This window comes from Streptomyces sp. NPDC005202 (assembly GCF_040608235.1).
Lineage (GTDB): Bacteria > Actinomycetota > Actinomycetes > Streptomycetales > Streptomycetaceae > Streptomyces.
The window spans coordinates 25,206-48,049 of the sequence record NZ_JBEXHW010000015.1; the positions used below are offsets into that span (position 1 = coordinate 25,206).

Below are 22,844 nucleotides of genomic sequence, written 5' to 3' on the forward strand. Positions count from 1 at the left end.
GCCGTAGGGCCTGGACGCCCGGCAACCTCACGCCGTAGGGCCTCGACGCCTTGCAACCTCACGCCATAGGCGGATGCGCTTATGCCGCAGCCGGTCCCGCCACCGTCCAGCCCGGCGCCTGCGGGTGGGCCGTCAGGTCCTCGTGGCGGACCGCCTCGCCGCAGGCCTCGCAGGTGACGACCGGGACCAGCGCGTTGCCGCAGGCGTGCTCGATCACCATGGGACGGTCGCTGTCGCTGCGGAGGTGGCGGTCGCCCCAGGCCATGAGGGTCATCAGGACCGGCTCCAGCTCGAGGCCCGCCTGGGTGGGCCGGTACTCGAAGCGCTGCGGGCGCTCGCTGTAGGCGCGCTTGGTCAGGATGCCGGCGTCGACGAGGCGGCGCAGCCGGGTGGCCAGGATGTCGCGCGGGGCGCCGATGTTGCGCACCAGTCGGTCGAAGCGGCCGTTGCCGAGGCACACCTCCCGTAGGACGAGCAGGGAGTACTTCTCGCCGACGAGCGCCAGGGCATCGGCGATGGAGCAGGGACGCGGGTCTTTGGTGGCGGCCATGACGCCAGTCTAGGCGAGGGTTTGATTTTCCAACTTGGCAAGCTATGGTGGGTTCGGATTTCCTACTCACTGGTAACCGCCCCTGCGGACCGGTCACCGTTCAGCGGCCAAGGAGGCCCGCACCATGCGTGACGCAGTCATCGTCGAAGCCGTACGCACCCCCATCGGCAAGGGCAAGCCCAACGGCGCCCTCGCGCACGTCCACCCCATCGAGCTCCTCGCCCACACCCTGCGCACCCTCGTCGAACGCTCCGGCGTCGAACCGGCGCTGATCGACGACGTCATCGGCGGCACCGTCGACCAGGTCGGCGAGCAGGCCATGAACACCACCCGCTATGCCGTCCTGTCCGCGGGTCTGCCCGAGTCCGTTCCCGCGACCACCGTCGACCGGCAGTGCGGCTCCTCCCAGCAGGCCGTGCACTTCGCGGCCCAGGGCGTCATCTCCGGGGCGTACGACCTCGTCGTCGCCTGCGGAGTCGAGTCGATGAGCCGCGTGCCGATGTGGTCGAACGTGCCCGCGGGCAAGGACCCCTTCGGCCCCGGTGTCGCCGAGCGCTACCCCGACGGCCTCGTCCCGCAGGGCATCAGCGCCGAGCTCATCGCCGCCAAGTGGTCCATTACGCGCGAGCAGATGGACGCCTTCGCGGTCACCTCGCACCAGAAGGCGGCCGCGGCCTGGGAGGCCGGTCTGTTCGACGCCGAGGTCGCCCCCCTCAAGGGCGTCACGTGCGACGAGTGCGTCCGGCCGAACACCACCACCGAAATCCTCGCCGACCTCAAGCCCGCCTACTACGACCCGGCCTTCGCCGAACGCTTCCCGCAGATCGAGTGGAACGTCACCGCGGGCAACGCCAGCCCGATCAACGACGGGGCGTCCGCCGTACTGATCACCTCCAGCGAGACTGCGGCCCGCCTCGGCCTGCGCCCGCTCGCCCGGCTGCACAGCTTCGCCGTCACCGGATCCGACCCGCTGCTCATGCTCACCGGTGTCGTCCCGGCCACCGAGAAGGTGCTCCGCCGGGCCTCCCTGACCCTCGACGACATCGACCTGTTCGAGGTCAACGAGGCCTTCTCCAGTGTGGTGTTGGCCTGGCAGCAGGAGACGGGCGCCGATCTCGCCAAGGTCAACGTGCACGGCGGCGCAATCGCGATCGGCCACCCGCTCGGCGCGAGCGGCACCCGCCTGACGACGACCCTCGTCCACGCCATGCGCGAGCGCGGCGCCCGCTACGCCCTGCAGACGATGTGCGAGGCGGGCGGGCTCGCCAACGCCATGATCCTGGGAGCGGCCTGACGGCAGGTCAGCGCAGCCGCAGGTGGTGGCGCTTGCGCCAGGCCACCACCGCGCCGGCCAGGGCCGGTACGGCGATGCAGGCCATCGCGATCAGGAAGGTCGGCGACGTCGGCGCGGAGGCGCGGGCGCCGGCGACGACGTACGCGGCGGTGTTCGGGACCGACCCGAGCGCCGTCGCGAGCAGGAACGCCGGCCAGCCCATGCGGGAGACGGCGGCGCAGTAGTTCGCGGCCCAGAACGGCACGCCCGGGAACAGCCGTGCCGCCAACATCGAGCGGAAGCCGTGCCGGCTGAGCTGCCCGTCCGCGGCCTTGAGCCACCGGCCCCGCAGCAGCGGCCGCAGGGCGTCCTGGCCCAGCACCCGGCCGAGGCCGAAGGCCGCCCCGGCCCCGAGCACCGTGCCGGCCAGCGCCGCGCCGAGCCCCAGCTGCGAGCCGAACAACGCGCCCGCCGCGAGGTTCAGCAGCGGCCGCGGCACGAACGCCACCGTGCACAGGCCGTACGCCACCGCGAACACCACGGCCGCCGCTGCCCCGCCGAGCTGCGGCGGCCAGCCGTGCGCCAGCAGCTTCTGCGGCTGGAAGAGCAGTACGGACGCCCCGGCCGCCGCGAGCAGAACGAGGAGCAGGGACAGGCGTGACCACGGTGACAGCAGGGTTCTCGTGCAGCGGGCGAGGAGGCCCGTCGGCGGGACGGACGTCGGTGCGCCCGACGTGACGATCGAGACGGTCGTGACCGTGGGTACGGTGACGGCGAGCTCCGTGGCGGCGGCCCGGCGAGAGGCCGTGGCGGTGCCCCCAGAGCGGGTGGTGGCATCGAGCATCCGGTGACACTAACCGACAGACATGTGTGATCGCCGTATGGTTCGTCTCATGAGCGTCACAGGTGCGCCCCGCCCGGACGTGCCGCGCTGTATCCGCGCCGACACCGTGCTGGAGCGGCCCACCGCCGCGTACGCCGACGCGGCCGACCCGGAAAAGACCGTGGCCATGCGGGCGTACAGGAAGGGCGTGGCTCCCTTCCTGGGGATCAGCACACCCGTGTGGCGCGCCCTGTCCCGCACCGTCGTCGACGGCCTGCCCCGCCCCGATGAGGCGGGACTGCACCGCGATCGCCCTGAGCTGCCGGCAGCTGCCCGAACGCGAATACCACTACTTCGCCGTCGACTGTCTGCGCCGGCACGTGCGGCACTGCTCCTCCGCCTTCCTGCCGGCGGCCCGCCACCTGATCACCACCGTCGCCCGGTGGGACACCGTGGACCCGCTCGCCGTACACGTCGTCGGCGCTCTCGTCGCGACCGACCCGGCGTCGGCGGTGGACATGGACGCGTGGATCACGGACGACGACCTGTGGGTCGTCCGCACGGCCCTGCTCCACCAGCTGTGCCACAAGGAACGCACCTACGCCGAGCGCCTGTTCGCCTACTGCCTGCGCCAGTCCGGCCACCCGGACTTCTTCGTCCGCAAGGCGATCGGCTGGTCCTTGCGCGTATGCCAGGTACGACCCGGAGGCCGTACGGGCGCTCCTGGCGCGGGAGCGGGGGAGGCTCGCGCCGCTGGCGGTGCGCGAAGCGCGAAGAACATCGGGTGCTGAACTCCCCTCCCGCGGAAAACCATTCGACGTGCGGTGGCGCGTCGGCGATGATCGACCCCATGTTCCGGCACGCCTTCGTCCTCGCAGCATCCGCCGCCGCGGATGCTCCGAAGGCTGCCGTCCTGATCCTCGTGGCCGCAGTCGACGGCGCCCGAAGCTGACCCTCTCCGGATCGTCCGGCGGACCCCGCAGGGGGAGGGTCGGCAAGTCCTTGGGGTCCCCGCCCCGGCCGCATGTCTCATGTGCGTGCCGGGCCGTCACTCAGCACCCAGTGAAGGCTTCGAGGTACAGCCATGCCCAAGACGGCATACGTGCGCACCAAACCGCATCTGAACATCGGCACGATGGGCCACGTCGACCACGGCAAGACCACCCTGACCGCCGCCATCACCAAGGTCCTCGCCGAGCGCGGCACCGGCACGTTCGTGCCCTTCGACCGCATCGACCGGGCCCCGGAGGAGGCCGCGCGGGGCATCACCATCAACATCGCGCACGTCGAGTACGAGACCGACACCCGGCACTACGCGCACGTGGACATGCCGGGCCACGCCGACTACGTCAAGAACATGGTCACCGGGGCCGCGCAGCTCGACGGGGCGATCCTCGTCGTCTCCGCGCTCGACGGAATCATGCCGCAGACCGCCGAACACGTGCTGCTCGCCCGGCAGGTGGGCGTCGACCACATCGTCGTCGCCCTCAACAAGGCCGACGCCGGTGACGAGGAGCTCACCGACCTCGTCGAGCTGGAGGTCCGCGACCTGCTGACCGCGCACGGCTACGGCGGTGACTCCGTCCCCGTCGTACGGGTCTCCGGGCTGAAGGCACTGGAGGGCGACCCGCGGTGGACGGCGTCGATCGAGGCGCTGCTCGACGCGGTGGACACCTACGTGCCCATGCCCGAGCGGTACCTGGACGCGCCGTTCCTGCTGCCGGTGGAGAACGTCCTGACCATCACCGGCCGCGGCACGGTCGTCACCGGCGCGGTCGAGCGGGGCACGGTCCGGGTCGGCGACCGGGTGGAGGTACTCGGCGCCGAGGCGGAGACGGTGGTCACCGGCCTGGAGACCTTCGGCAAGCCGATGGAGGAGGCGCAGGCCGGGGACAACGTGGCGCTGCTGCTGCGCGGTGTCCCGCGCGACGCGGTGCGCCGCGGGCACGTCGTCGCGGCGCCCGGCAGCGTCGTACCGAGCCGGCGCTTCACCGCGCAGGTGTACGTGCTGTCGGCGCGCGAGGGCGGCCGTACGACCCCGGTGTCCACCGGCTACCGGCCGCAGTTCTACATCCGCACCGCGGACGTGGTCGGCGACGTCGACCTCGGCGAGACCGCCGTCGCCCGGCCCGGCGACACCGTCAGCATCACGGTCGAACTGGGCCGCGAGGTCCCCCTGGAGCCGGGCCTCGGCTTCGCGATCCGCGAGGGCGGGCGGACGGTCGGCGCGGGGACGGTGACGGCCGTCGGCTGAGCGGTTGCCGTGCGCGGGGGACCGCGGACCGTCCGTGGGCGGGTCGCGCCCACGCGGCGGAGCCGCAGGTCGACACAGCTCCGCGCCCTTTCGGACACGGGCACAATGGACCCGTGACCGAGCCCATACCCGTGACCAGCCCCGTCGATCACGGGACCGCCAAGCTGATGCCGGACGTCGACCGTGAGCGGGCCTGGCTGCTGACGGTCGACGGGGCCCCGCAGTCGTACGTCGACCTGGACGCCCCCGAGCATCTGGAGTTCGAGTACGCCAGGCGGCTCGGACATGTGCTGGACACCGCCGCCGAGCCCGGCCGTCCGCTGGACGTGCTGCACCTCGGCGGCGGTGCGCTCACCCTGCCCCGGTACGTGGCCGCGACCCGCCCCGGTTCCCGGCAGGACGTCGTCGAGGCCGACCGCGGCCTGCTGGAGCTGGTCGTCGCCCACCTCCCGTTGCCGGACGACGCCGGCGTCGCGCTGCACGCCGCGGACGCCCGCGCCTGGCTGGAGGCGGCCCCGGCCGACTCCGCGGACGTGCTGATCGCCGACGTCTTCGGCGGCTCGCGGGTGCCGGCGCACCTCACGTCCCTCGCGTACGCCCGCGAGGCGGAGCGCGTGCTGCGCTCCGGCGGGGTCTATCTCGCCAACCTCGCCGACGCCGCGCCTTTCGCCTTCCTGCGTTCCCAACTCGCCAACCTGGCCGCGGTGTTCGAGGGGGTCGCGCTGATGGCCGAGCCGGGCGTGCTGCGCGGCCGCCGCTTCGGCAACGCGGTGCTCATCGCCTCGCACCACCGTGTCGACACGGCTGCCCTGACCCGGCTCGCCGCCTCCGACGCCTTCCCCGCCCGCGTCGAACACGGCACCGCACTGCGGGACTTCATCGGCGGCGCCGAGCCGGTACGGGACGAGGACGCCGTACCGTCACCCGAGCCTCCCGACGGGGCGTTCGGCATCGGCTGACCGGCTCCCCGCGCCCGTCACTCGTTGCGGCGGAGGGCAGGGCCAGCGGGAAGACGCACAGCGTGCCCGCGAGCAGCAGGTGGGGCGGTTTCCAGTGGGTCCTCAACAGGGCGCCCGCGACCGTGCCCGCCCGGGACGGCATCCCGGCGCCAGGCCCTGGGGTGCCGTCCCACCGAGCCTGTCCCGGGCGCCGAGCGGGCCGTGGACCGCGTCGGCGGCACCGACGGCGTTGGCTTCCGCAACTCTCTGAGGGGCTAGGCTCCTCGGCTGCTCCGGCCCGTCCGTCGAGGCGGGCCGGAGGGCGCTGAGGTCAGCCGCCGGTCGGCTCTCCGTGCAGCCTGACCGTGCTGAGGATCTTCATGATGGTCGCTTTGGGGACCTCGCCGTGCACGCCCTTGGCGCCGAAGAAGTTCCAGGACACGAAGTCGCCGGCGGAGTTCTTGAAGCCGAAGCTGAGCGCCTTGCCGTCGCTCGCGCACTTGCCCTTAGTCGGCGTGTTCGTGGACTGTGCCCAGGCTATGCTGCCCTCGATGCCCGACGTGGTCTTGTAGGGCTGGGCCTTCTCGTCGAGCGTGAGGCTCTTCTTGTCGGGCTGTGTGTAGCCGCCGTAGACCCACCAGCCGACGGTGTTCACCGCGACCTCGTCGGTGTTCTTCGCGCCGTCGGCGCCCTTGACGCCCACCGCGGCCAGCGACGTGTCCTCCGTGCGGCCGTCCTTGTCGTCGTCGGACGTGCACCACTTCGACTTGTATTCGGCCGTGCCGGTCATGACGGCGAGCGGCTTGCCGGTCTTGTTGTCCTCGAAGCCGATGGCCACACTCGGGGACTGGATCTCCCAGTCCTGCGGCACGTCGAAGGCGACGCCCCGTTTCTGGTTGATGACGACCTTCCAGCCGGGAATGGTCGGCTTCTCGGTCTCCGTGCCGCGCGGGTTGTCGTCCGACCCGGACTCCGAGGCGCTCGGGTCCGTGGACGTCGACGACGATGCCGACTGGCCGCCCTTGTTGTTCTTCGTGCCGCCGTCGGCCTTGTCGTCCTTGCCGCCGCCCAGGACCAGGAAACCGGTCACGCCTGCGGCCACCACCACGGCCGCGGCCGCAATGAGCGCGACAAGCTTCGTCCGGTTGCCGCCCCCGCCTCCGCCCTGCGGCGGCTGCGGAGCGCCCACGGGCGCGGGCGCACCCCACTGCGGTTGCTGCGCATAGGGGTTGGGCTGCTGGTAGCCGGGCTGCTGATAGGGATTCGGCTGCTGGTATCCCGGCTGCTGGTAGGGGTTGTTCTGCGGGTTCTGCTCGCCCCCGGGCGGCTGCTGTCCTGGCCACATGGGCAGTAACCCTAGTGCCGCCAGGAACACGATTCGGTCACTGCCCCTTGTCAGGGACGTACCAGAAACGGGTGCGGGTCGTTCGCACCACTCTGGCCAGCGAGAGCTACTAGTGAGTAACATGGCGGGCATGAGCGCAGATCAGATGTCGATCGGCGAGTTGCTCGCCGCCACGGTGCCGATGGTTCGGACCCTGAACCTCGAGTACCTGGAGACCACTCCGGAGCGGGCCGTCCTGGCGCTGCCGGACCAGAGCGAGTACCGCAACCACGTCGGCGGGCCGCACGCCGGAGCGATGTTCACCCTCGGCGAGTCGGCCAGCGGCGCGATCGTCCTCGCCGCCTTCGGCGACCAGCTCTCGCGAGCGGTGCCGTTGCCGGTCAATGCCCAGATCGCGTTCAAGAAGATCGCCCTCGGGCCGGTCAAGGCCACCGCGACCCTCGGCCGCCCCGCCGCCGAGGTCGTCGCCGAACTCGACGAGGGCAGGCGCCCGGAGTTCCCGGTGACCGTCGAGATCCAGCGCGAGGACGGCGCCGTGACGGGCGAGATGACCGTCGTCTGGACACTCCGCCCCAACGGCTGACGGATCGACCTGTGTGCACTCCGTTCCCTGGCCATCGCAATCGACCGCCAGGGAGCGGCCGGGAGATTCTTCATTTCCACGTCCGGCGAAGCCGACGACAACGACGGCTTTGCCGGTGTCCGCATCCGCGGCCCGAGCCTCGCCTCTGCCAGTCGTCACCGGCAAGAGATCATCGACAGCCCGTACGGCGGAGTCGGCGCCGCTCTGCCCGCGTCTTCATCGCCATCGACGACCGGGCCGCGTCGGCGGGCCCGCACGGCAGCGTCGGACGTGGCAGCAGAACGCGCCCCCAGGCCGGCACGAGATGACCGCGCACACTTCGGCGACGTCCGGCTCGAGCCGGGTGCGATGGCGCTCCGTGTATGGCCTGACCAGGGGTCTTCGCCGTCGTGCTACGCGGCGACCCGGCGGCCGGAGGTCTCACCGCCCTCCAGGCCGGTGACGAACTCCTTGAGCCAGGCCACGAACTCCGGTCCCAGGTCCGGCCGGTCGCAGGCCAGGCGGACGACCGTGCGCAGGTAGTCCGCCTTGTCGCCGGTGTCGTAGCGCAGCCCCTGGAAGACGACCCCGTGCACCGTGCTGCCCGCGGCGAGTTCCTGAAGGGCGTCGGTCAGCTGGATCTCGCCGCCCCGGCCGGGCGGGGTGCGCTCCAGGACGCCGAACGCACCGGGGTCGAGGACGTAACGCCCACCGCGTAGGCGCTGGGCGCGTCCTCGCCCGACGGCCTCTCGGCCAGGCCGGTGACGCGGACGACGCCCTCCTCGCCGGTCGGTTCGACGGCCGCGCAGCCGTAGAGGTGGATCTGCGCCGGGCCGACCTCCATGAGGGCGACCACAGTGCCCGCGTACCGCCTTGCGCACCGTGCGGGTGGGCGGGGACGTGGGTGAAGAGTGGGGGGGCGTGCGGGCCATGCCGGCCCGCCGCAGATGGGAGCGCCCCGAGAGAATCATGGGAGAGGGCTGTGGGGCGGGAGTTGGAGATTTCGTGTGCCATCCGCCCGTCCACGTACACAAGTTGGCGTCCTTGCGACCGGCGATTTCGAATGCGGGTGCGGATACTTCGGGTAACCGGCGTGTAATTCCCTCGACTTGACGCACCGGCGGTTCGAACTTCTTGTTTCCCATGAGTCGCGTGTGCGAGGGTGAGCCCCCCTGTGAGAAAGACGATGGCCAGAGTCGCTTTCCCGATCAGGCACGCACCAACAGGCACCTGCTTTCCAGGGGACGCGCATTCCGCACGCCGTCCTGCGTCTTGGAAGGAAATGGTTCAGTGCAATCCCCCCACCCCCCACACCCTCCCCGCCCGCCCCACCCCGGCACCGCTCCGGGGGAGTCCGACCGCACCCTCGTGGCCCGGCTGAGGGATGCCGACGGCGGCCATCACGCCGTCGCCGGGCTGCTCGCCCGGCACTGGCGGGCGACCCACGACTACGCGGTCATCTGCCTCGCCGCGTCCGGCAGTTCGGCGGCCATGGTGGCCACCGCCGCGTTCCATCAGGTGCTGCGGCGCCTGACGGGCGGGGCGGCCGGCGGCGCCCTGCGCCCCCAACTCCTCGTCGCCGCCCGGGACACCGTCCGGGAATGGGCCGCCGACGACGGAATATGCGCCGTGCTGCCGGAACTGCGCCGGCCCACCGGCGGTCGCGGTCTACGCGCGGTGAGGTCCATGACACCCGAAAAGCGGCAACTCGCCGAGCGGGCTTTCCAGGCCCTCCCCGGAGCCTCCCAATGCCTGCTGTGGCACACGGAGGTCGAGGCCGAACCCATAACCACACCGGCCGGTCTGCTGGCGATGGGCGCCGACACCGCAGCGGCCGCGCTTGAGCAGGCGCGGGAGCAATTCCGGGCGGGCTGCGTACGCGCCCACCGGGAACTCGCGCCGACCAAGGAATGCCGCTTCTACAACCGCCTCCTCGACATCCCCATTCGCCGGGGCGGAGCCCTGCTGCCGGATGTCCGGCGGCATCTGACGGAGTGCCGCTACTGCCGGCACGCCGCCGAACAGCTCAGCCATTTCGACGGCGGCCTGGAGGTCCTGCTCGCCGAAACCGTGCTCGGCTGGGGCGCCCGCCGCTATCTCGACTCCCGCCCGGCCCGCGCCGCCGCCGAAGCGCCGCAGGCGTCCGGGCCGACCCACCCGGGAGGCGGCGGACGCCACCGCACCGCGCTGGTCGGTCCGGACGAGCCGTTGCGGCGGCACCGGAAGGCCCTGGCCGTGGGCGTCGCCCTCACGTCCCTCGCCCTGCTCGCCACGGTGCTGGTGGTCAAGGGCTGGACCGACGACAACGCTGTCCCCGGCCCCCACGTCACCTGGGGGGCGGCCAGCAGCAGCTCCGTCCGAGCGAGCGAGGCCGGCGAGCCCTCCTCCGCCGCGTCCGCCGCCTCCGCGGTCCACCCCACGGAGGTCGCCCACGGCCGCCTGCGCAGTCCCGCCGCCGGCCTGTGGCTCGACGTCCACGGCGGCCGGGTCACGGCGGGAGCCGGGGCCGAGCTCGCGGTGTGCTCGGCCGCGGGGTCCCAGCAGTGGTCGTACCGGGACGACGGACTCCTGCGCAGCGCCGTCGACCCCACCCTCTGCCTGGACTCGGCCCCCGGCCGGCGGACGGTGCTGCTGTCCGGCCGCGTCGTGCACGCCGGCGAGGTGGCCTACGACCTGACCGCCCGCGGCGAACTCCTGCTCCGCCGGCGCAGGGATCTCCTTGTCGCCCCGGCAACCGGAGAGTCCCGTGCGCATGTCGTCGTCGAGGCCCGCGACGGGAGCGAGAGGCAGCGGTGGCTGCTCGACTCGGGGGCCGGCGACATGCGGGAGGCCGCACCGTGGGCGCGGCAGACCGGCGGGGCGACGGGCGATCAGCCCGCGGAGCGCAGCACACCCCGGCGCGGCGCCCCGCCGCCCCCAAAGGCCGGCACCCGGCGCCAGGAGTGGGCGACGCCGGAGCAGGAGTACGAGAAGCGGTTCGTCCAGATCGCTGCTGCGACGGCTCCGGGTCCAAGGAGTCCCCGTCCGACAAGCCGCAGGCCCCTGCCGTCGCCGAAGCGGCGGCCGTCACCGCCCGGGTCCACGTGGTGAACCCCGTGGCAGCGCGCGCGGCCGGCGCCGTGACGGCCCTTGGGTCCGCCTTCGGGCAGTGAACACAAGTGAACACAGGGGTCACCCCCCGCTGCGGGTGACCCCTCATTCCGCGGTCCTTTTCCGTCATGCGGCCGCGGTCGGATTTCGGCGAGTGCATTGTCGAGCACTTCGGGCTGGCGTACCGCTTTCAAGCACTTCGGGCTCGCGTACCGCTGAACGCCGTGCAGAAGGCGCCGGCGCGGCAGATGCAGTACTGGGAGTCCTTCGTGCGGCACGGCGTGCCCCGCGCCGAGGGGCAGCCCGCGATGGCGGGCTCCGCGATGGCGGGCCGGCCCGGGGTCGTGCTGTCGCTGAACAGCGCCGCCGAGGGCGGGAACACTCTGGGCGCGAGCGTCCACCGGGAGCACCAGCGCCATCTGGGGGACACCGCCGGATCCGGCTGAACAGGTAGGCTTCCTGGGGCGCGTCTTCGCGGGCGCCCCCGGGAACACACGGACGCGAAAACGGGGAGGAACCGGCGGTGCACGTCCAGGAATGGCTCGACACGGTACCCGCGGCCGCCGTCTACGCCGTGGTCACCCTCGTCATCGGTCTGGAGAGCCTGGGCATCCCGCTGCCGGGCGAGATCATCCTGGTCTCCGCCGCGCTCATGTCCTCCCAGCACTCGGGCATCAACCCCGTCGTCCTCGGCGTGTGCGCCAGCCTCGGTGCCGTGATCGGCGACTCCATCGGCTACGCCATCGGCCGCAAGGGCGGCAGGCCGCTGCTCGCCTGGCTCGGGAAGAAGTTCCCCAAGCACTTCAGTGAGGGGCATGTCGCCACCGCCGAGCGGTCCTTCGAGAGGTGGGGCATGTGGGCCGTGTTCTTCGGCCGCTTCGTCGCCCTGCTGCGGATCTTCGCCGGCCCGCTCGCGGGCGTCCTGCGGATGCCGTACTGGAAGTTCCTCACCGCCAACTTCCTGGGCGGCGTCGTCTGGGCGGGCGGCACCACCGCCGTCATCTACTACGTCGGTGTCGTCGCCGAGTCCTGGCTGAAGAAGTTCTCGTGGCTGGGGCTGGTGGCGGCCGTGCTCATCGGGCTGGGTTCGATGCTGGTCCTCAAGCGCAAGGCGAAGAAGGCACAGGCCGCGCAGCGGGAAGCCGAGGAAGCGGAACCGGTTCCCGCCGGTGAGTAGAGGAACCTAAGGGGGCGGCGCGGGGAACTGCGCGCCCAGCCCCGGACGACCCGCGCTGTCCGCACGGTCCGCAGCCCCCGAAAACCTCCTACCCGTGCGCCTCGCGATGCGCCTTCGCGAGCTCCGCGTACATCGTGCCGTTCAGCGTGATGCCCTCGCGCTCCTGAGCGGTCAGCTCCCGCCTGACCTTCGCGGGAACGCCTGCGACGAGCGAACCGGGCGGCACCTGCATGCCCTGGGGCACCAACGCCTGCGCGGCCACCAAGGACCCGGCGCCGATCACCGCGCCGTTCAGCACCGTCGCGCCCATGCCGATGAGGCAGTCGTCCTCGACGGTCGCGCCGTGCACCACGGCGTTGTGCCCGATGGAGACGCGCTCGCCGACGCGAACCGAAAAGCCCGGGTCGGCGTGGAGCGTGCAGTTGTCCTGCACGTTGCTGTTCGCGCCGACGGTGATCCGCTCGACGTCGCCGCGCAGCACCGCGCCATACCAGACGCTCGCGCCCGCGCCCAGCGTCACGTCACCGATCACCGTGGCCGTGGGCGCCACGAACGCCTCCTGATCCACGTGCGGCTCCCTGCTGCCGATGCCCGCGATCAGCGCCTTGTGCGTCATCCTCGTCTCCTTGTCGTGGGTGCACGGGAACGGTACGTCATCCGGTGGGGCGAAGATCACAGGCGTCCGCCCTCTTGGGTGCGGCCCGCGCTGAGTACCGTGAGCGGGTGCCCAAGCCCAAGAACACGTTCTCATCCTGGCGGCGTCGCCTCGCGCAGCGCGCCGTGCACGCGGGCTGGGCTTGGGTGCAGCGCACGGGCTCCGTCACGGCCGAGCACCCGGGGCGCCTCCGCTTCGGCGCGATAGGAACGGGTACCAGGCTGGCCTTCCCGCTCGGCACGGTCTTCGGCGAACCGTGGATCCACCTCGGCGCCCACTGCATCATCGGTGAGCAGGTCACCCTCACCGCCGGTCTGATGCCCGACCTCGACCTGGGCCCGGAACCCATCCTGCGCATCGGCGACGGCGTCGTGCTCGGCCGCGGCAGCCATGTCATCGCCGACACGACGGTCACCATCGGCAGCGACTGCTACTTCGGGCCGTACGTCTACGTGACGTCCACCAATCACTCGTACGACGATCCGCACCAACCCATCGGCAGGCAATGGCCGCGGATGGAGCCGGTGGAGATCGGTCCCGGGTGCTGGATCGGCACCGGCGCGGTGATCCTTCCGGGGGCGCGGATCGGGCGGAACGTTGTGGTCGCGGCCGGTGCCGTGGTCCGTGGCGATGTGCCCGACCACGCGGTCGTCGCCGGCGCGCCCGCCCGGGTCGTACGGCGCTGGACCCCCGCCGAGGGCTGGCAGCCGCCGTTGCGGACACCGGCCCCGGTGCCGATCCCGGAGGGCGTCACCCCGGAGCAGCTGCTGGCCCTGGCGGATCTGGACGAGGAGAGCGTGGCCCGGCTCGCTGCGCTGGACGAGGAGAGCTCGGTCGGGCTCGCTGCGCTGGACGAGGAGAGCTCGGTCGGGCTCGCTGCGCTGGACGATGAGAGCGTGGCCCGGCTCGCTGCGCTGGACGAGGAGAGCTCGGTCGGGCTCGCTGCGCTGGACGAGGAGAGCTCGGTCGGGCTCGCCGCACCGGACGAGGAGAGCGTGGCCCGGCTCGCCGCACTGGACAAGGACACGGGCGCTCGCCTCGCCGAGCTGGAGGCCGAGGGGTGACTCAGCCCGTTGCCAGCAGCAGCGTCCCCACGAGCGCCAGACCTGCCCCTGCCGCTTGGATCGCTCGCAGCCGTTCGCTGAGGAAGCCGCGGGCGGCCAGGGCGGTCACCACCGGGTAGAGGGAGGCGAGCACCGCGGCCACCGTGACCGGGCCGTGCTGGGCGGCGACGGAGTACGTGCCGTTGGCCGCGACGTCGGCGAGGCCGACGAAGGCGAGCGCCGGCAGGGAGCGCCAGGGGAAGCCACCCCCTGGTAGCACGGCCGCGCCACGCCGCGCGGAGACGTACAGCGCGGCGCCGCCCGCGACGACGTTCGTCACGCGCTGCACGAAGAGGGCGAGGAAGAGGCCGGTGACGGTGGTGGACGCCTCGGTGATCAGCGCGAACACCGTGCCGAAACCGAGCGCCGCGACCAGCGTCAGCACAATCGTCTGCCGCTGCACGGGGGCGCCCCTGAGCTGCGGCCCGCCCGCGAGCACGACACCCGCGACGGCGACCGTGATGCCCGTTATCTGCAGCAGCCCCGGCCGCTCGCCGAGCACGAGCCCGACGGTGACCGGAACGGCCACGCTCAGCGTGGCGAGCGGCGAGACCACGCCCATCGGGCCCAGGGCCAGCGCCTTGTAGAAGGAGAGCATCGCCACCGGCCCCACCAGGCCCGCGGCGAACGCGAACCACAGCCGCGGACCGCCCTCGCTCCAGCCGCCGGTGGCGACCACCACCGCGCCCAGCACCGCCGCCGCGATCGTCTGGGAGACCACGACGACCGTGAGCGCCGGGTTGCGTCGCGTGAGCAGCCCGCCGCCGAAGTCGGCCAGGCCCCACAGGAGGCTGGTGGCCAGGGCGAAGAATGCTGTCACGAGGCGCCTCGCAGTACAGTTCGGTGAACGATCGGGTGCACCCCACCGTAGTTTAGTGAAGTGAACTGTGTCATCCAAAATATTGGACGGAATGTGTCGGACCTCGACCTGCTGACCCAGTCCCTGGCGCGCAACGTCAAGCGGTGGCGCACCGAGCGCGGCTTCACCCTGGACACGCTCGCCGCCCGCGCCGGAGTCAGCCGCGGCATGCTCATCCAGATCGAGCAGGCCCGCACCAACCCGAGTCTGGGAACGGTCGTCAAGATCGGCGACGCGCTCGGCGTCAGCATCACCACCCTGCTCGACTACGAACAGGGTCCGAAGGTCCGCATCGTTCCCGCCGACCAGGCCGTCCGGCTGTGGCACACCGACGCCGGCAGCTACAACCGGCTGCTCGCGGGCGTCGAGGCGCCCGGCCCACTGGAGATGTGGGAGTGGCGCCTGATGCCGGGCGAGCGCAGCCCGTCCGACCCGCACCCCACCGGAACCGTCGAGCTGGTCCACGTCACGGCGGGGGAGCTGACGCTCACGGTCGACGGCGTCGACTACCGCGTACCGGAGGGCGCGAGCGCCTCCTTCGAGGCCAACACCCCCCACACGTACGCCAATGACGGCGCCGTGCCGATGGAGATGGTGATGACGGTCTCCGTCCCGCCCGTGCACTGAGACGCCCGGCCGCCCCTCGCTGCACAGCTGTTAACGTGCAGTCATGCGCGCACCGATCGGAGAGTTCGAACACGCCGCCCCGGCCCCCGACTGCCTCGACGAACTGACCCGCCCGGTCGCCGACGCCATACGTCACTGGCGCGGCAGCGTCCCCGCCGAGCAGATCGTCTATGTCGAGACCGACCCGCGGTGGGCCGACACCGCCGTCTTCGTCGAGCACTACGGACGCGAGCTGCTCGAACAGTCGGCGAACTGCGTGGTGGTGGCGGGCAGGCGCGGCGGCGCGACGAAGCTGGCCGCGTGTGTCGTGCTCTCCACCACCCGGGTCGACGTCAACGGCGTCGTGCGCCGCCAACTTGACGCCCGCAAGGCGTCCTTCGCGCCGATGGAGGTGGCCACCGGCGAGACCGCCATGGAGTACGGCGGCATCACCCCGATCGGGCTGCCCGAGGACTGGCCGATTCTGGTCGACTCGGCCGTCGTCGACCTGCCGTACGTCCTGGTCGGCAGCGGGCGCCGACGCGGCAAGCTGCTGGTGCCGGGCAAGGTCTTCGCGGAGCTGCCGAGGGCCGTGGTGCTGGACGGCCTGGGGGTCTGATCCCGCTCAGGCCGATGTGTGATGGGCCAGCGCCAGGTGCGGATCGTCCTCGCCGGGGGCCGGTGCCGGGTCGGCGTGGACCAGGGCCGCGGTGAGCCTCGGTACGGCGTGCAGCAGGGCGTGCTCGGCCTCGACGGCGACGGCGTGGGCCTGGCGTACCGTCGCATCGCCGTCGACGACGACCGCCACCTCGGCGCGCAGCCGGTGCCCGATCCAGCGCAGCCGCAGCTCGCCCACCGCGCGTACCCCGGGGACCTCGCGCAGCGCCCGTTCCGCCCCATCCACCAGGGCCGGGTCCACGGCGTCCATCATCCGCCGGAGCACCTCACGGGCCGCGTCGCGCAGCACCAGCACGATCGCGGCAGTGATCGCCAACCCGACGAGCGGGTCGGCCAGGTGCCATCCCAGGGCCGAGCCGCCGGCGCCCAGGAGCACGGCCAGCGAGGTGAATCCGTCGGTGCGGGCGTGCAGTCCGTCGGCGACCAGCGCGGCAGAGCCGATCGCGCGGCCGACGCGGATCCGGTGGCGGGCCACCCACTCGTTGCCCGCGAAGCCGACCAGGGCCGCCACGGCGACCGCCGGGAGGTACTGAACGGGGCGCGGATCGAGGAGCCGCTCGACCGCCGTCCACGCGGCGAAGGCCGCGGACGCGGCGATCGTCACCACGATCACCAGGCCCGCGAGGTCCTCGGCGCGTCCGTAGCCGTACGTGAAGCGGCGGGTCGCCGCGCGGCGGCCCAGCACGAACGCGATCCCCAGCGGTACGGCGGTCAGGGCGTCCGCGGTGTTGTGCACGGTGTCGCCGAGCAGCGCGACCGAGCCGGACGCGACCACCACCAGCGACTGGACCAGCGCCGTCGCGCCGAGCACGGCCAGCGAGATCCACAGCGCCCGCATGCCGCGGGCCGAGGACTCCAGGGCGGAGTCGAGCTTGTCGGCGGTCTCGTGGGAGTGGGGGGTGAGGAGGTGCGCCAGGCGGTCACGGAGAGACGTAGGCGCGTGGGGGTGGATGTGGCCATGGTCGTGGCCGTTGTGGTGACCGTGCTCGCGGTAGCGCCGCTGCTCGTGGTGATGCCGCTGCTCGTGGTGGTGCCGGTCGCTCACGTGGTTCCCCTTCCGGTGCGCGCGAAGTGGACGCTCGGCGCCCACGAAGCCATTATGTGCGTATGAGCGCACGCATGCACCTATCACCTGCACACCATGCGCACTCGCGCACACCGGGCGAGGAGCAGTTCGTGCTCGCCGCCGAACTCCTCGCCCTGCTCGGCGACCGCACCCGTCTGGCCCTGCTGCACGCGCTGACGTCCGGCGAGGCCGACGTCACGACGCTCACGCAGGCCTGCGGGGCGGCACGGCCGGCCGTCAGCCAGCATCTGGCGCGACTGCGCCTGGCGGGACTCGTGAACACGCGCAAGGAGGGCCGCCGGGTGATCTACTCCCTCCGTGACGGCCACCTGCGCCGCCTGGTCGACGAGGCGCTGAACGTGGCGGATCACCGGCTCAGCGACCGGCCCGTCCACGACTGAAGCGACGCCGCCGTCCCGCCGAGTCGGGGCGTCCCGGCAGCAACTGCTCAGAACTGCGCGGCCGTGCCGAGGTACTGCTCGGCGAAGGCGGCCGCGGCGGCGGGCGAGGCGAACAGGCGCCGCAGCCGGGCGAGCGTGGTGCCCGCGCGGTACGGGTCGCCCGACGCGGTGCCGTGGTACACGTCGGAGAGCCACTGGGAGAACTCCTGGTAGTCCCACACGCGCCGCAGGCATGCCTCCGAGTAGCCGTCCAGCCCGCTGTCGTCGCCCTTCGTGAGGTGTGCCGCCAGGGAGTCGCCGAGCAGGAAGGCGTCGTGCAGCGCGAGGTTCATGCCCTTCGCGGCGATGGGCGCGGTGAGGTGGGCCGCGTCGCCGGCCAGGAAGAGCCGGCCGGACACCATGGGCTCGACGACGTAGTCGTGCATGTCGAGCACCCGCTTCTCGAGCAGCCGGCCCTCCGTGAGCGGCGGGGCGTCCGCCGCCGCGAGCCGCTGCCGCAGCTCGGTCCAGACGCGCTCGTGAGACCAGTTCTCCGGGTCGTCGCCGGGCGGGCACTGGAGGTAGTAGCGGGTCACCTCGGGGCTGCGGGCCATGTGTCCGGCGAACCCGTGCGGATGGACACCGAACAGCACGCAGTCGGACGACGGTGGCGCCTCGGCGAGCAGCGCCAGCCAGCCGATGCCGTAGTCGTGCCGTGCGATGCGGGTGCGCTCCGGCGGCAGCGCGGACCGGGTCACCCCGCGCGCCCCGTCGCAGCCGGCGACGAAGTCGCAGTGGATCAGCTGCCGTCGGCCCGTCTCGGGGCAGAGGTACGACACCGACGGCCGGTCCGTGTCCGTGTTGTGCAGCCGTACGTCCCGCACGCCGAACCGGATGTCCCCGCCGCGTACGTCCGCGTACTCGCGCACGAGGTCCGTCACCAGCAACGGCTGTGGGTAGACGAAGTGGTGATGGCCCGTCAGCTCCGTGTACGGGAAGCGGTGGCCCCGGCCGCCGAAGCGGAACTCGCACATGGTGTGCCGCTGCGCCCGCTCCAGCAGGTTCCCGGCCAGGCCGCGCTGTTCGAGCCCGCGCACGGCCCACTCCTCGATGACCCCGGCCCGGGGCCGCTGTTCTATGAACTTCCTGGACTCGGCCTCCAGGACCACGCAGTCGATGGAAGCGGCGCGCAGGATGTTGCCGACGGTGAGCCCCGCGGGGCCGGCTCCGATGACGACGACCGGAACGCGTTGGGGGGAGGGGGAGTTGGCGTGGGGGGAGGAGTGCGTCACCCGCACATTATGACCGTGTCCCGTCAGCCACGGCCGGGTCGCTGCAGCTGACGGGACACCGTCCGGGGTCGGGTCAGTGCGCGGGCGCGTCGGTGACCACGACCTCCTCGATGCTCCGCTCGATCTCCTCGGGCCGGGACGCGGTGGCCTTCGCCCAGACGTAGACGACCAGCGAGAAAGCCGCGACGACCAGGATGTCCCACCACAGGCCGATGTGCCCCTGGCCGCCGAAGCCGCCCTGCCAGGAGATCAGGCCCATGCCCACCAGGTAGGCGGGCAGCCACTGGGCGGCCTTCCAGTCCAGCCGGGGCGCGTCCGTCAGGTTCTTGCTCGTGGCGTACCAGGCGTAGCCGCCGAGGAGCACGTAGCCGAGGACGATCGCCACGCCGAGCCGCCACAGCGTGTCCCAGCCGGCCCAGTAGATGATGAGGTTGGCGACCACGAAGGACAGCGGCGAGATCACCTTGCCGCCGGGCAGGCGGTAGGGGCGCTCGTGGTGCGGGAGGCGGTCGGCGAAGACGCCGTAGGCCAGCGGCGCACCGGCGTACATCAGGACGCTCGCCGAGGTGATGAAGCCGACCAGCTCCTGCCAGCTCGGGAAGGGCAGGAAGCAGATGATGCCGGTCAGGAAGGAGATGACCAGGCCGAACCACGGCACGCCCCGGGCGTCGGTCTTCTCGAAGACCTTCGGCGCGTAGCCGTTCTTGGACAGGCCGTAGGACACGCGCGAGGTCGCGGTGGTGTAGATCAGGCCGGTGCCGCCGGGGGAGATCACGGCGTCCAGGTACAGCACCACGCTCAGCCAGCCGAGGCCCACCAGCGTCGCCAGACCCGCCCAAGGGCCGCTGATGCCCGGGAAGTCCAGCTTGGCCCAGCCGTGCGCGAAGGAGCTGAGCGGCAGCGCGCCGATGAACACCACCTGGAGGAGGACGTAGATGACCGCGCCGATGGCGACCGAGCCGAGGGTCGCGCGCGGCAGGTCGCGCTTCGGGTCGCGGCTCTCGCCCGCCAGCTGGATCGCCTGCTCGAAGCCCAGCAGGGCGAAGATGATGCCGCTGGAGCTGATGGCGCTCAGCACGCCCTTGGCGCCGAACGGGGCGAAGCCGTGGGCGGTGAAGTTGTGCGGGTGGAAGTTGCCCACCGCGACGATGAAGATCGTGGCCAGCGGCACGGCGATCTTCCACCAGGTGGCCGCGCTGTTGGTGTGGGCCAGGACCCGCACGCCCAGGAAGTTGACCACGACGAAGGCGGCCATCAGGACGACGGCGACCACGAAACCGCTCGTCGTCAGCGTGCCGTCGGCGTGCTGGAAGCCCTTCGCGAAGTCCCAGTGACCGGCGTAGCCGATCATGGCCTCGACCTCGATCGGGGCCACCGTCGCCGCCTGCAGCCAGGAGAACCAGCCGAACGACATGCCGGCCAGGCCGCCGAACGCGTAGTGCGGGTAGCGGGCCGTGCCACCCGCCACCGGGAACATGCCGCCGAGTTCGGCGTGCACGAGCGCCAGCAGGACGATCGCCACCGCGCCGATCAGCCACGAGATGATCGCCGCGGGACCGGCCACGACGACGGCCTTCTCGGCGCCGTAGAGCCAGCCTGAGCCGATGATGGAACCGACCGAGGCCCACATCAGACCGATCAGACCGACGTCCCGCCGCAGACCGGTCCGGTCCCGCGTGACGTCGAGGGCTGCATGGTCAACATTCACCATGTCAAGGGGCCTCTCACTATCTGAACATCGAATGAACGCCCAATGGGCGGCTCAGAGTAAGAATCGAGGCGCGCTCGACAGAAGGCCGTTGCCTGAAATTTGACCCTTCCACGGGGACTTCTTTTACGCGCACTTTGCACAGGTCAGCCAGCCTGGCGGAATGTACCTATTCAGTTGCGGTAGGTGAGAAGAAGGTAAGACAGGCTAGCTCATGCGGGGAATTTCGATCGCCGGGCAGCGGTCCATGACCATGTCGAGGCCGGCCGCGCGGGTGCGCTCGTAGGCGGCCTCGTCGACGACACCGAGCTGGAACCAGACGGCCTTCGCGCCCCTGGCGACCGCCTCGTCGGCGATCGGACCGGCCAGGTCGCTGTTGACGAAGACATCGACGACGTCCACGTCGAACGGAATGTCCGCAAGGGCGGCGTAGCCCTGCTCCCCGTGCACGGTCTCCGCCTTGGGGTGGACCGGGACGACGCGCTTGCCGAAGCGCTGCAGCACCTCGGCGACGCCGTACGCGGCGCGGCTCCGGTTCGACGATAGGCCCACGACGGCCCAGGTGTCACCGAGTTCGGTCAGGATCTTACGGATCGTCGCTGCGTCGCCGTACACCGCGGGTCTCCTCTGGCGTGGGGGAAGGGTGGCCGACTGGGCAACAGCGGGTGCCGCCCGGCGATTCCCCGGCCCGCGGGCATGGCCGGCCGGGGGCGCGCAGTGCCGTCGGGTCGGTCGGTACGGCAGGGTGGCCGATGTCCGCGTCCGACGCGCCCGCCGCCCGTCTCACCATCCATCGCGACACGGCGGTATCCATCGCGACACGGCGGTCGTCCGGCACCACGGACCCGCCTGCGTCGAACTCGTCCACCGGGCGCGGCGCGAGGGGCGCCCGGCGTATGGCCCGGCGCGCCGACTCGTCCTGATCGGGGCGGGCTTCCTGGGGGATACCTCGGCGGTCGCGGTGCTCGACCGGGTGCGCATCCACGTGCCGGACGTGCGGGGACCGGGCGGGCGTGACGGGCGCGGCGCGCCTTTCCGCGGACGCCCGCACGATTGCGCAGGGCTCCTCTCACACCCGGTCGAATCCGCCACCATGTCCGGAAGACACCTCCACATGCCTGCGCGCAGCCGTCCGTACGCCTACGCTCGGGCCGTGCTGCGCATCATCGACGCCCGAACCGGCGAGCCCGTCGACGCCACTCCCGCCCGCCGTGGCCTGACCCGTGTCGAGGCGCACGCGTCGGGCTTCGACGCCTCGGGCCTGCGCGTGCTGCTGGTCGCCGACCTCCTCGTCCGCGCCCTGGAACTGGGCGGCACGCCGGTGTGGGCCCTGCTGACCGGCGAGCGGGAGCAGGCGGAGCTGCGGGCCTGTGGCTCGGCCCTCGGCATCCGGCCCTTCGAGGACGGCCGCGCCCTCGGTGCCGCGCTGGGCGAGGCGCAGGTCATCCACGTGGTCGGCGAGGGCGGCGCGGCACCGGACGGCGTCCGGATCACCGTCGCGCCGGTCGATTCCGTGGTGCCGGTCGCCCCCGCGGCCGCCGACGACCCCGCCGCAGTGCGCTTGGCCCTGCTCGCCCGCCGCCGCGCCCTGCCCGTACGGCTCGACGTGCAGGCTCTGGCGGAGGCCCGCCGGACCCTCGCGCGCTGGCGCCGCGCGGTCGCCGGGTGGGCGATGCGGCCCTCGCGGCCGATCCCCGACGAGGTGCGCGGCCGGCTGCGCGGAGCCTGGGAGGACGACCTGAACGTCCCGGCAGTGCTCCAGGTGCTGGACTGGGTCGAGACCCGGTCCGACCTGGCGGACGGCGCCCGCTTCGAGACGTACGCCTACGCGGACCGGCTGCTCGGCCTCGACCTGACCCGCGACCTGGGAAGTACGCCGTGATGCCCCGCGCGGGAGGGGGCCCGCTGCGCCGCCTGGTGGTCCTGCGGCACGCCAAGTCCGCCTGGCCCGAGGGCGTCGCCGACCACGATCGTCCGCTCGCGCCCCGCGGCCGCCGGGACGCGCCCGCCGCGGGGCGCGCGCTGGCCGAGGCCGACTGGCTGCCGGACCTCGCCCTGTGCTCCACCGCCCTGCGTGCCCGCCAGACCTGGGAGCTGGCCTCCGCCCAGTGGGGCACCCCGCCGCCGGTACGGCACGAACCGCGGCTGTACGCCGCCGGTCTCCCCGCCCTGCTGGCAGCCGTGCGCGAGACGGCCCCCGAGGTAGAGACGCTCCTGCTGATCGGGCACAACCCCGGCCTGGAGGAGCTCGTCCTCGAGCTCGCCGGGGACGGGCTCGACGACACACTGGACCGGCTCCGGGTGAAGTTCCCGACCTCGGCGATCGCCGTCCTGGCCTGGCACGGCGTCAGCTGGCGGGCGCTCGCCCCCGGCACGGCCCTGCTGACGGCGCTGACCGTGCCACGGGGTGCGAAGTAGTCTCGGCCCACGGGGTGCGAAGTAGTCTCGGCCCACGGGGTGGTGGTCGGGCTCGGCCCACGGGGTG

General features: G+C 72.2%; 21 protein-coding genes and 4 pseudogenes. 14 read left to right on the forward strand and 11 right to left on the reverse strand.

What is annotated here, in order from left to right; translation table 11 throughout:
* Positions 1-79: 79 nt before the first annotated feature.
* Positions 80-550, reverse strand: a complete 471-nt coding sequence (locus ABZV31_RS21800) for a helix-turn-helix domain-containing protein (RefSeq protein WP_355896291.1) — start codon at positions 548-550, stop codon at positions 80-82.
* A gap of 124 nt (positions 551-674) precedes the next feature.
* Between ABZV31_RS21800 and ABZV31_RS21805 the strand changes: the two genes are divergently transcribed.
* The gene (locus ABZV31_RS21805) at positions 675-1,844 is read left to right on the forward strand and encodes a thiolase family protein (RefSeq protein ID WP_355896293.1); all 1,170 of its coding nucleotides are present in this window, start codon (positions 675-677) and stop codon (positions 1,842-1,844) included.
* A gap of 7 nt (positions 1,845-1,851) precedes the next feature.
* On the opposite strand, the gene ABZV31_RS21810 is transcribed toward ABZV31_RS21805, so the two are convergent.
* Positions 1,852-2,667, reverse strand: a complete 816-nt coding sequence (locus ABZV31_RS21810; protein WP_355896296.1) for a TVP38/TMEM64 family protein — start codon at positions 2,665-2,667, stop codon at positions 1,852-1,854.
* Positions 2,668-2,716: 49 nt separating this feature from the next.
* On the opposite strand from ABZV31_RS21810, the pseudogene ABZV31_RS21815 reads away from it, so the two are divergent.
* The 3 genes and pseudogenes from ABZV31_RS21815 to ABZV31_RS21825 form a co-directional block, all read left to right on the forward strand.
* Positions 2,717-3,432: pseudogene (locus tag ABZV31_RS21815) on the forward strand (DNA alkylation repair protein); the annotation flags it as partial.
* A gap of 298 nt (positions 3,433-3,730) precedes the next feature.
* Positions 3,731-4,900, forward strand: coding sequence for an elongation factor Tu (gene tuf / locus ABZV31_RS21820; RefSeq protein WP_355896299.1), 1,170 nt, complete (start codon positions 3,731-3,733; stop codon positions 4,898-4,900).
* 113 nt (positions 4,901-5,013) lie between these two features.
* Positions 5,014-5,859 (forward strand): fused MFS/spermidine synthase, encoded by an 846-nt coding sequence (locus ABZV31_RS21825; RefSeq protein WP_355896302.1) that lies wholly within the window; start codon positions 5,014-5,016, stop codon positions 5,857-5,859.
* A gap of 19 nt (positions 5,860-5,878) precedes the next feature.
* Here ABZV31_RS21825 and ABZV31_RS21830 read toward each other — a convergent pair.
* Positions 5,879-6,105: pseudogene (locus ABZV31_RS21830) on the reverse strand (MFS transporter); the annotation flags it as partial.
* Between the two features lie 64 nt (positions 6,106-6,169).
* A complete protein-coding gene (locus tag ABZV31_RS21835; RefSeq protein ID WP_355896305.1) occupies positions 6,170-7,183 on the reverse strand; it encodes a hypothetical protein in 1,014 nt (337 codons plus the stop codon).
* Positions 7,184-7,328: 145 nt separating this feature from the next.
* On the opposite strand from ABZV31_RS21835, the gene ABZV31_RS21840 reads away from it, so the two are divergent.
* Positions 7,329-7,766 carry a DUF4442 domain-containing protein gene (locus ABZV31_RS21840; protein ID WP_355896565.1) on the forward strand — a complete coding sequence of 146 codons (438 nt, stop codon included), beginning with the start codon at positions 7,329-7,331 and terminating at the stop codon, positions 7,764-7,766.
* Between the two features lie 392 nt (positions 7,767-8,158).
* Here the strand turns inward: ABZV31_RS21840 and ABZV31_RS21845 are convergent.
* Positions 8,159-8,616: pseudogene (locus ABZV31_RS21845) on the reverse strand (sugar phosphate nucleotidyltransferase); the annotation flags it as partial.
* A gap of 419 nt (positions 8,617-9,035) precedes the next feature.
* Between ABZV31_RS21845 and ABZV31_RS21850 the strand changes: the two are divergent.
* The 3 genes from ABZV31_RS21850 (at position 9,036) to ABZV31_RS21860 (ending at position 12,012) form a co-directional block, all read left to right on the forward strand.
* Positions 9,036-10,835 (forward strand): ricin-type beta-trefoil lectin domain protein, encoded by a 1,800-nt coding sequence (locus tag ABZV31_RS21850; RefSeq protein ID WP_355896307.1) that lies wholly within the window; start codon positions 9,036-9,038, stop codon positions 10,833-10,835.
* Positions 10,836-11,059: 224 nt separating this feature from the next.
* Entirely contained in the window at positions 11,060-11,281 is a 222-nt protein-coding gene (locus tag ABZV31_RS21855; protein ID WP_355896309.1) for a hypothetical protein, read from the forward strand.
* A gap of 77 nt (positions 11,282-11,358) precedes the next feature.
* Positions 11,359-12,012, forward strand: coding sequence for a DedA family protein (locus ABZV31_RS21860; protein ID WP_355896312.1), 654 nt, complete (start codon positions 11,359-11,361; stop codon positions 12,010-12,012).
* An 88-nt stretch (positions 12,013-12,100) separates the two neighbouring features.
* Here ABZV31_RS21860 and ABZV31_RS21865 read toward each other — a convergent pair whose 3' ends face one another.
* Entirely contained in the window at positions 12,101-12,628 is a 528-nt protein-coding gene (locus ABZV31_RS21865) for a gamma carbonic anhydrase family protein (RefSeq protein ID WP_355896314.1), read from the reverse strand.
* 107 nt (positions 12,629-12,735) lie between these two features.
* Here ABZV31_RS21865 and ABZV31_RS21870 point away from each other — a divergent pair.
* Positions 12,736-13,494 (forward strand): annotated as a pseudogene (locus tag ABZV31_RS21870) (acyltransferase); the annotation flags it as partial.
* Positions 13,495-13,732: 238 nt separating this feature from the next.
* Here the strand turns inward: ABZV31_RS21870 and ABZV31_RS21875 are convergent.
* Positions 13,733-14,590 carry a DMT family transporter gene (locus ABZV31_RS21875; protein ID WP_355896317.1) on the reverse strand — a complete coding sequence of 286 codons (858 nt, stop codon included), beginning with the start codon at positions 14,588-14,590 and terminating at the stop codon, positions 13,733-13,735.
* A gap of 93 nt (positions 14,591-14,683) precedes the next feature.
* Here ABZV31_RS21875 and ABZV31_RS21880 point away from each other — a divergent pair, with 93 nt between their 5' ends.
* Positions 14,684-15,256, forward strand: a complete 573-nt coding sequence (locus ABZV31_RS21880; RefSeq protein WP_355896320.1) for an XRE family transcriptional regulator — start codon at positions 14,684-14,686, stop codon at positions 15,254-15,256.
* A 43-nt stretch (positions 15,257-15,299) separates the two neighbouring features.
* A complete protein-coding gene (locus tag ABZV31_RS21885; protein ID WP_355896322.1) occupies positions 15,300-15,854 on the forward strand; it encodes a YbaK/EbsC family protein in 555 nt (184 codons plus the stop codon).
* A gap of 6 nt (positions 15,855-15,860) precedes the next feature.
* Here the strand turns inward: ABZV31_RS21885 and ABZV31_RS21890 are convergent, their stop codons facing one another.
* Positions 15,861-16,865, reverse strand: a complete 1,005-nt coding sequence (locus ABZV31_RS21890) for a cation diffusion facilitator family transporter (protein WP_355896568.1) — start codon at positions 16,863-16,865, stop codon at positions 15,861-15,863.
* A 155-nt stretch (positions 16,866-17,020) separates the two neighbouring features.
* Here ABZV31_RS21890 and ABZV31_RS21895 point away from each other — a divergent pair, with 155 nt between their 5' ends.
* Positions 17,021-17,380 (forward strand): metalloregulator ArsR/SmtB family transcription factor, encoded by a 360-nt coding sequence (locus ABZV31_RS21895; RefSeq protein ID WP_355896324.1) that lies wholly within the window; start codon positions 17,021-17,023, stop codon positions 17,378-17,380.
* A 47-nt stretch (positions 17,381-17,427) separates the two neighbouring features.
* Here the strand turns inward: ABZV31_RS21895 and ABZV31_RS21900 are convergent, their stop codons facing one another.
* From ABZV31_RS21900 to ABZV31_RS21910, 3 genes are all read right to left on the reverse strand, one after another.
* Positions 17,428-18,651 (reverse strand): 4-hydroxybenzoate 3-monooxygenase, encoded by a 1,224-nt coding sequence (locus tag ABZV31_RS21900; protein WP_355896327.1) that lies wholly within the window; start codon positions 18,649-18,651, stop codon positions 17,428-17,430.
* Positions 18,652-18,724: 73 nt separating this feature from the next.
* Positions 18,725-20,362 carry an APC family permease gene (locus tag ABZV31_RS21905; RefSeq protein ID WP_355896329.1) on the reverse strand — a complete coding sequence of 546 codons (1,638 nt, stop codon included), beginning with the start codon at positions 20,360-20,362 and terminating at the stop codon, positions 18,725-18,727.
* A 204-nt stretch (positions 20,363-20,566) separates the two neighbouring features.
* Positions 20,567-20,974, reverse strand: coding sequence for a CoA-binding protein (locus ABZV31_RS21910; RefSeq protein WP_355896331.1), 408 nt, complete (start codon positions 20,972-20,974; stop codon positions 20,567-20,569).
* 499 nt (positions 20,975-21,473) lie between these two features.
* Here ABZV31_RS21910 and ABZV31_RS21915 point away from each other — a divergent pair, with 499 nt between their 5' ends.
* Both ABZV31_RS21915 and ABZV31_RS21920 read left to right on the forward strand, forming a co-directional pair.
* On the forward strand, positions 21,474-22,241 hold the full coding sequence (locus tag ABZV31_RS21915) for a hypothetical protein (RefSeq protein ID WP_355896334.1): 768 nt from the start codon (positions 21,474-21,476) through the stop codon (positions 22,239-22,241).
* Positions 22,238-22,777, forward strand: coding sequence for a histidine phosphatase family protein (locus tag ABZV31_RS21920; RefSeq protein WP_355896336.1), 540 nt, complete (start codon positions 22,238-22,240; stop codon positions 22,775-22,777). Before ABZV31_RS21915 ends, ABZV31_RS21920 begins: the two co-directional genes overlap by 4 nt.
* Positions 22,778-22,844: the final 67 nt, after the last annotated feature.